Source organism: Gordonia sp. NPDC003585 (genome assembly GCF_040610755.1).
Taxonomy (GTDB): Bacteria; Actinomycetota; Actinomycetes; order Mycobacteriales; family Mycobacteriaceae; genus Gordonia.
On sequence record NZ_JBEXMX010000132.1, the window covers coordinates 1 to 7,700 of the forward strand.

Below are 7,700 nucleotides of genomic sequence, written 5' to 3' on the forward strand. Positions count from 1 at the left end.
CAATACGCCACGGGTCGTAGCCAGCAGTTTCGCTCCAGATCCGCCAGGTCGAGTTCTCTCATCTGTTTGAACTCGTCTCCTTTTTTCGCCGATAACTTATGCTATGTCAGGCACAGGCAAAGGATTATGCCTTAATCGAGCCGGACGGAAGTCCTGACCTTTACTGTTCAGATGTGCGTGAATACATCGAGTCATGTATCATTTTGGCGTGAGCACGGTGGTAGAAGCGCAGCATGACGCGTTGACGAGGTTTGGATACGCACTATCCGATTCGACGCGAACGCAGGTGTTGGTTCGGTTGCGCCATGGTGGAGCCTATCCGGCGGACTTGGCTGAGGCGATTGGGGTGTCGCGGCAAACGTTGTCGAATCACCTGGCCTGCCTACGGGGATGCGGTTTGGTGGTCGCGGTACCTGAGGGTCGACGGAGTCGGTATGAACTGGCTAATAGCCGGATTGGTCATGCACTCGACGATCTACTCGGGCTGGTACTTGCGTTGGATGATCCGTGCTGCGCCGAGGAGGCTGGCGATGGCTCGCATTAGTGAGGCAGCCCGTGACCTCTACCGGGCAGAGATGGCAGCGGCCGCCGCCGCCGAGGTGGCAGAGCAGCGCTGGCACCATCTTGAACGCGCCCACATCGTGTCCCAGCCGGACCCGTGGTTGCATACTCAGAACCACATTTCGATGTTCAGATTCGCTGTGCACCAACATGATCGGCGCGAAGCGCTCGGCCAGGTGGTGCGCATCATCGTTGCCGCTCCCGGATCGCTGAGCGGACGCTACCCCGAGGGCAACACCGGACGTGTTGCCGCCGGTCTGATGCGCCCGATGCCGGTTCCCGGCGATATCGCTTCTGCGTTACGGTCATGAACAGCCGCAGACGCGACAGTGATGAGCATGCGCTGCGCGGCGGCCGTAGCGATATCGGGAATGACCGCTCACTCTGAGGCTCGGGTGGCCTGTCAGAGTAGAGCGGCGAACATGATTCCTGTCCCACCGGCGGTTAACGTGTGGCATATCCACGAGAACTCTAGATGCGGGCGGCGAAGCGTCGCTACAGCGTTTGACAGTGGTGGCGCTGGGGCCGCGGTGCGTGGCAGCTGAATTGACCGGGCTGCGCAGTAGAGGGTGAGCGCGAGGAAGCCGAGCACGAGTAGCAAGGTGACCGACCCCATCCACATGGGATCTGATGACGGGCCGTGCAGCGGTGTCATCTCGTTGATGGCGTCGGCCCCCGACGGGCCTCCGTGGTGTGCGGGGGCGGTGGCAGCGGGAACGGCGGATGTGGAATTGTGCCGGCTCATCACCGCATACATCCACACCATCGAGGCCATCATCACTGCGGTAGAGACGTAAAGCCGCCGCGCGGTCGTCTTCGGCACCGCGAAGACGACCGCGATTGCTGTGGCGAGAGCGAAGAGCAGCATCAGAGGCAGCAGTGGGAGCTGATTGCCTTGTGGCCACGCCATGACGATCATCGCCAGCGACATCAGGAGCATGAGGCAGTGCACGACTGAGAGCCGCAGGTCGCTGCGGTGGGCGGCTAGGGTGCGAATGCTGTCGATCGCTCCGATCGCGAACATGGCGGTGACGATCCACCGCAGGAGTAGGTCGTCGATCACCGCGGCCCTCGATCCATGTGAGTTAACTACTATGCGCAGTAGTAGCATACGGTTGGTGGGCGAATCAAAGGCGTTGCCGGAGGCTGACACCTCGTCAATCCAGTCGCGACTGCTGCGCGCAGTTCCTCTTCGGGTGGTGGCGCCGTTGCTGGTCGGTGGGCTGATGCTGGTGTTGGCGGTGTACGCCTGGGCGTCCGGGGCCACTCGCTATGTCGAGAGTGCGGATCCTTACCCGGGGATGGGTACGGCTGTGGCCGATGTGGTCGGCAATTTTGCTGGCTTTGCGTTGGCTGCGGCGGTCCTCGGAGGGTTAGTTTCGGTGGTGCTCACCGCGTCTCCCGACTCGCAGGGGTTCATTGACGCTGCGGTGTATCCGGTGTTTCGCCGCGTCCGCCGCGCTGCAGGGTTTGGTGTGGTTGTTGCGGTGCTGATGGCGGTTACGTCGGCCGCGGACACCACTGGTGTGTCCGTGGGCGCGATGGTGTCCAGCGGCAAGGTTGGTTACGCGTTCAGTGTGAGTTTGCCGGCGCTGGCGTGGCTGGTTGTGGCGGCAGCGGGTGTCGTGGTGCTGGTCGGTTCGGTGTCGCTGCGGTGGTCGGTCCAGGTGGCGCTGGTGGTTCCCGCGACGGTCGGGGTGCTCGCGCTGCCTGTGGTCGGTAATGCCGCGCAGGGGCCTGACCACGATTACACGACCGGCGCGGTGATTGTGTTCGCGGCGAGCTTGGCGGTGTCGGTGGGGCTGCGGTGGGCCGACCGGTTTAGGGCTCGTGGTTTGGGGTCGGCGACCATCGACAGGGCGGCCGACCGACGTGTCAGCTATGTCGTCTTGGGCGCCGATGTGACAGCTCTGGTGGGCGCGGTGTGTGTGGTGGTGCTGCTGCGGACTCCGGGCGTGTGGTCGTCGGCTTTCGGTCGCGCTGCGGGGCTGTTGGTGGGTGTACTGGCGGTGCTTGTGATCGCCGATGTTGTGCGCCTGCGCCGGGGTGTGCCGATGTCGGCAACTGCTTCTTCCCTTGCCGCGGGGGCTGCGCTGGCAGCGGTGGCGTGTTGGGCGGTGATGGACACCCGGGTCGCACCCGGGTTGATTGCCCACCCATTCACTGCGTGGGACGTGTACCTGGGTTATTCGCTTCCTGGCCCGCCCGGTGTCGGGTCGCTGGTGTCGTTGTGGCGTGTTGATCTTGTGGTGGGTGTGGCAGCGGTGGTGAGCGCCGTGGGATATGTCGTAGCCGCCAGGCGGGAGCGGGGCGGTGGACATCGCTGGCCGATACGGCGGACCGCGTCATGGGTCACGGGCTGCGCTGTGGTGGTGGTATCCACCAGCTCCGGATTGAAGGCCTACGGCAATGCTCTGTTCAGCGTGCACATGGCCGAACACACGGCTTTGACCATGATCGCACCTATTCTGCTGGTGGGTGGCGCACCGATCACGTTGCTGTTGAGGGTGCTGCCAACGGCAGGTAACACTGGTGGAGCGGCGTGCCGGCGGGGACTGCTGACTCTGCTCGGCTCTGGAGGCGTGCACCTACTGCTCAATCCAGTTGTCGCGTTCGCGTTGTTTGTGGGCTCGTCGTTTCTGGTGTACTTCACACCGGTGTTCGACGTACTCGTCCGCTACCACTGGGGGCACGTCTTGATGAGCGTGCTGTTTATCACCCTTGGGTACCTGTTCTTTTGGGTCTCTGTGGGGATCGACCCGGGCCCCAAGCAGTTGCCGATTCTGGCGCGCCTAGGTCTGCTGTTCGCCGTCATGCCTTTTCACGCCTTTTTTGGTATCGCACTGATGACCTCCACGACGGTGATCGGTGAATCCTTCTACAGCCAGTTGCAACTGCCGTGGGGTCCCGACCTCGCGCGCACGCAGTGGGCGGGCGGTGTGGTGGCCGCAGTGATCAGCGAGATTCCGATGGTGGTGGTCTGCCTGGTGCTGTTGGTGCAGTGGGTGCGTGCCGAACGCCGGCCCGATCTGCCCGAGTCCGTCGCCATTGATGGCAGCGACTCTCGAACCGTCGCAGCGATGGTGTCTCAGCTGGCACCGACCCAGCAACTGTCACCCTCAGTGGTCTACACGCGCGAAGTTCTGCAGACGCAGGCTGTTGGAGACGACGAAAAACGATGACAAGGCCATTGCCGCCCCGGCGATCAGGGGGTTGAGCAGTCCAGCGGCAGCAAGCGGCAGTGCGGCGATGTTGTAACCGAACGCCCATGCCAGATTGGTGCGCATCGTCCGTCGGGTGGCCGAGGCGAGGTGCAGGGCCAACGCGACGGTGGTGAGATCGTCGCGCACCAACACGATGTCGGCGGCGCCGATAGCGACATCGGTACCGCCACCGATAGCAATGCCCAGATCCGCCGAAGCCAGAGCGGGCCCGTCGTTAATGCCGTCACCGACCATCGCCACACAGGCACCGCTCCTGCGCGCGTCGTCGATGATGGCCACTTTCTCAGCCGGGAGCACCCCGGCGGTCACGTCATCGATGCCGACCTGCGCTGCTACGCGCTGCGCTGCGCCGGCGTTGTCGCCGGTGACCAACAACGTGCGAAGTCCCATGCGGTGCAACTCATCGACTGCCTGGCGAGCAGAGGGTTTGGCGCTATCGCGAATGTCGATGAGGCCCCGAACTGCATCGTCGACCGCGACGTACACCGCGGTGCCACCAGAGCGTTCGACGTCAGCGCGCTGCGCGTCGAGCGCGGCAGGCACCGCAGCGGTACGGGCAATCCACGTCGGCGAGCCCACCTGCACCCTCAGGCCGTCGATCACTCCACGCACGCCACTGCCGACGTCGGTGACCACCTCGACCGGTGCAGGAAGGGACTGCGGACCGGCCGCTGCGGCGATAGCGGTAGCGATGGGGTGGCTGGTGTGCTGCTCGAGTGTCGCGGCCCAGCCAAGGATCAACTCCGTGCTGTTGTTGTCGACGGTGTACACGCCGCTGACCTGAGGTCGCCCATTGGTGAGAGTGCCGGTCTTGTCGAAGACCACCACATCGATCGTCCCGGACAGTTCCAATGCGGAATGCCCTTTGAGGAAGATTCCCAGTTGGGCGCCGCGCCCGGTGGCGATCACCAGGGCCATCGGCATGGCCAGGCCCAGCGCGCACGGGCAGGCGATGACCAGCACGGCCACCGCGGCGCTCACGGCGTGCTCCCAGGACGCTCCGGTTAGTGACCAGCCCACGACAGTGCTCACAGCCAGGGCGATGACGCATGGTACGAAGATCGCGGCGATACGGTCAGCGACCCGTTGAGCGCGGGCCTTGGCCATCTGTGCGCTATCGACCAGCGCGATCATCTCCGCAAGGCGTGTGTCGTCACCGACTGCAGTGACTTCCACCCGTAATCGCCCGTCGAGGCAGGTAGTGCCCCCGACTGCGGTGGAGCGGTGGTTGGCTGATACTTGCACCGGCGTCGTCTCTCCGGTCATCGCACTGAGGTCCACACTGGCTGTGCCCTCGATCACATGCCCGTCCGAGGGAATGGTCTCACCCGGCAGCACGATGAGTCGTTGACCGACTTTGAGTTCCGCCAGGGGTATGAGCATGCTCGTACCCCCTGCACACTCGACGCGGGCCTCGGTTGCGCGTAGCGCGGCCAGCGCGCTCAATGCCTGGACAGCTTGTGTGCGGGCACGCGCTTCGTAGTAGCGTCCCGCCAGCACGAAGACCGTCACGCCGGCGGCAACTTCGAGGTAGATCGAGTCACTGGAGAAGATCGCTGACCACACCCCCTGACCCGCGGCAGACATCGCATCGGCCGAGAACATCGAATACATCGACAGGGCGGTCGCGGCCAGCACTCCCAGGGAGACGAGCGTGTCCATCGTGGCCACACCGGTCCGCAACGTACGCACCGCGGTGCGGTAGAACGGCCACGCACAATAGGTCACGACTGGTGCGGCAAGCGCCACCAACACCGCTTGCCACCCGGGAAAACGCAGGTCCGGGATGACGGCGAGCACTACGGAGAGGTTGGCCAGCGGCACGAACAGGGCCAGCGCGACGATCAGTCGGGTGAACAGCGCCTTCGCCGTCGACGCATCCTCGTTGACAGGAGGAGCCTGCTCGGTCAGTTCCGTAGCCGAATAGCCTGCCGTGTGAACAGCGTCGATCGCATCGGCCACGCCTGCGTGGCTATCGAGTTCCACGGTGGCCCGCCGAGTAGCGTAGTTCACCGAGGCGCGTACGCCGTCAATCTTGTTGAGTTTGCGTTCCACTCGGGCTGCGCACGCACCGCAGGTCATGCCACCTACATCGAGTTGGATGCGGCGGGTCGAGTACGTGTCGTCAACGAGGTCGGTCACGAGTGGCGCTTTCAGTAGGCGGTGAGGTGAGTCATGGCACCGCAGGAAATGCGAAAAGTGTGTCAGATGGTGGCGGCCAACCTGGCGAAGCCACCTTCGGCTACTAAGCAGGGTAGTTTGTTCTAGACTGGCAGCAAAGACAAGGCGATCAGGCAGGCGACGGTGACTCAATTCGGTTCGTTGGAACGCGCAGTGATGGACGTGCTGTGGGGCGCTTCTGCGGCGATGAGTGTGCACGACATTGTCGATGCGTTGGCCGATCGCGATCTGGCGTACACGACGGTGTTGACCGTGGTAACCAATCTGCACAAGAAGGGCTTCGCCGGACGCGAGAAGATCAGCCGCGCCTACAGGTACTTCCCGTTGCAGTCGCGGGAGGAGGCGACGTCGCAGACACTGCGACGGGTGCTCGATGCCAGCGGCGATTCCACGGCGGTCCTGATGCATTTCGCGCGGATGGTTACCCCCGAGGAGCGCGAGGTCCTTAGCGAACACTTGTCCCGGACGCGGACGGATCGTCCGAGAAGGCGCTGAGAGTGTGAGCGTTGCTTTGGCCCACCTGGTGGGCGCGGCCGTGCTGGGTGTGTTGGGTCCTTACGTTCTCGACCGATTGCCACAGCGATGGTCACCGCGGGTAGTGATCACCGCATGGGTCAGCAGCATTGCCACTGCGGTGGGACTGCTTCTCCTGTCGGCGCTGTCGGCCTTATGGCCCGATGCGCCGCCTGCGGAGCGTTTCGTCGACACGTTGGCTCGGTGCGCTGGCGCTGTCCTGCATGCGGTGCGCGACGATTTCAGCCAGGTGTATGGCATCACCGTCGCCGTCGTGCTGTTCGCCGTGGTCGCTCGCACCGCGATGTCGTGCGCTCGTCACACGCGCGATGTGCAACGTGTGCAACGCCTTCATCGCGACGTCGTTGCGGTGGTAGGCAGCACCGAACCCGATACCCCCGACGTACTCTGGATCGATCATCCCCACCCCATGGCCTACTGCGTCGGCGGACGCAGCGGTTTCGTGGTAGCCACCAGCGCGCTGCGCACACGCGTGCCGGCCGAGGCGCGGGCAGCAGTACTGGCACACGAGTTCGCCCATCTAAGGTCTCGTCACGACCGGGTCCTGGCGGTCTGCGACGTCATGGCACGTGCTCTGCCCTTCGTACCGCTGTTTCGGCGGGCGCCAGCGGCGGTCGCGGCCCTGATCGAAGTGGATGCCGACATGTCGGCAGCCCGGGTCACCAGCACGGCTGCGGTACGCAGCGCACTGGCCCATGTCACCGGTCAGGGCGTAGGCCCCGGGACCCCCATGCAGCACTCCACGCGCTACCGGCTGCGCATGCTCGACAATGGCGTGATCGAGCCGACCAAATCGAAGTACGCAGCGGCGAGTGTACTGCCACTTCTGGGTGCCGCATTGTGTACCGTTGCAGCACTTCCGGTGCTCTCAGTTGTTGCGCATGGGCTCACCGCGTGAGTCCCCGCACCGCCACGTTCACTCTTCAGCAGTTAGTGTCGCAAACCCGGTGACGTTTCGTTCATCTGCGCCACCGGTAACGACGACCTTCACCGGCGCGTGTCTCATGGTGTTGCGCGCACGCCCCGCGCGCGCCGCCCCCGCGAGGCCCAGAGTGCATCTTCGCCATCGGACCCGCCAGCCGAGAGACTGTCGCAACAGGATGCATAATCCACGTCACCAGGGTCATACCGGGATCGCGTCAGCTATGCATCGGGGCGTGCAGTCTCGACATGGCCCACGTGGCGCTGTGCAGCACCACG

At 64.2% G+C, this 7,700-nt stretch carries 7 protein-coding genes; 5 read left to right on the plus strand and 2 right to left on the minus strand.

The window, feature by feature from the left end; translation table 11 throughout:
- Window positions 1-193: 193 nt before the first annotated feature.
- Window positions 194-544 carry a metalloregulator ArsR/SmtB family transcription factor gene (locus ABZW74_RS23185; RefSeq protein ID WP_078111946.1) on the plus strand — a complete coding sequence of 117 codons (351 nt, stop codon included), beginning with the start codon at window positions 194-196 and terminating at the stop codon, window positions 542-544.
- On the plus strand, window positions 531-872 hold the full coding sequence (locus ABZW74_RS23190) for a DUF3703 domain-containing protein (protein WP_078111947.1): 342 nt from the start codon (window positions 531-533) through the stop codon (window positions 870-872). The genes ABZW74_RS23185 and ABZW74_RS23190 overlap by 14 nt, the downstream gene beginning before the upstream one ends.
- A 92-nt stretch (window positions 873-964) precedes the next feature.
- Here the strand turns inward: ABZW74_RS23190 and ABZW74_RS23195 are convergent, their stop codons facing one another.
- Entirely contained in the window at window positions 965-1,624 is a 660-nt protein-coding gene (locus ABZW74_RS23195) for a DUF5134 domain-containing protein (RefSeq protein ID WP_055476902.1), read from the minus strand.
- 55 nt (window positions 1,625-1,679) lie between these two features.
- Here ABZW74_RS23195 and ABZW74_RS23200 point away from each other — a divergent pair, with 55 nt between their 5' ends.
- A complete protein-coding gene (locus ABZW74_RS23200; protein WP_254859539.1) occupies window positions 1,680-3,743 on the plus strand; it encodes a cytochrome c oxidase assembly protein in 2,064 nt (687 codons plus the stop codon).
- Here the strand turns inward: ABZW74_RS23200 and ABZW74_RS23205 are convergent.
- Window positions 3,681-6,098 carry a heavy metal translocating P-type ATPase gene (locus ABZW74_RS23205; protein ID WP_275892311.1) on the minus strand — a complete coding sequence of 806 codons (2,418 nt, stop codon included), beginning with the start codon at window positions 6,096-6,098 and terminating at the stop codon, window positions 3,681-3,683. The genes ABZW74_RS23200 and ABZW74_RS23205 overlap by 63 nt on opposite strands.
- On the opposite strand from ABZW74_RS23205, the gene ABZW74_RS23210 reads away from it, so the two are divergent.
- Both ABZW74_RS23210 and ABZW74_RS23215 read left to right on the plus strand, forming a co-directional pair.
- The gene (locus ABZW74_RS23210; protein WP_078111949.1) at window positions 6,090-6,461 is read left to right on the plus strand and encodes a BlaI/MecI/CopY family transcriptional regulator; all 372 of its coding nucleotides are present in this window, start codon (window positions 6,090-6,092) and stop codon (window positions 6,459-6,461) included. The genes ABZW74_RS23205 and ABZW74_RS23210 overlap by 9 nt on opposite strands.
- Window positions 6,462-6,465: 4 nt before the next feature.
- A complete protein-coding gene (locus ABZW74_RS23215) occupies window positions 6,466-7,398 on the plus strand; it encodes a M56 family metallopeptidase (protein ID WP_055476899.1) in 933 nt (310 codons plus the stop codon).
- Window positions 7,399-7,700 lie beyond the last annotated feature (302 nt).

Bases quoted from the DNA above. Each gene is read 5' to 3' on its own strand.
- ABZW74_RS23190 (WP_078111947.1), top strand. From the start codon at position 531: ATGGCTCGCATTAGTGAGGCAGCCCGTGACCTCTACCGGGCAGAGATG.
- ABZW74_RS23185 (WP_078111946.1), top strand. From the start codon at position 194: ATGTATCATTTTGGCGTGAGCACGGTGGTAGAAGCGCAGCATGACGCG.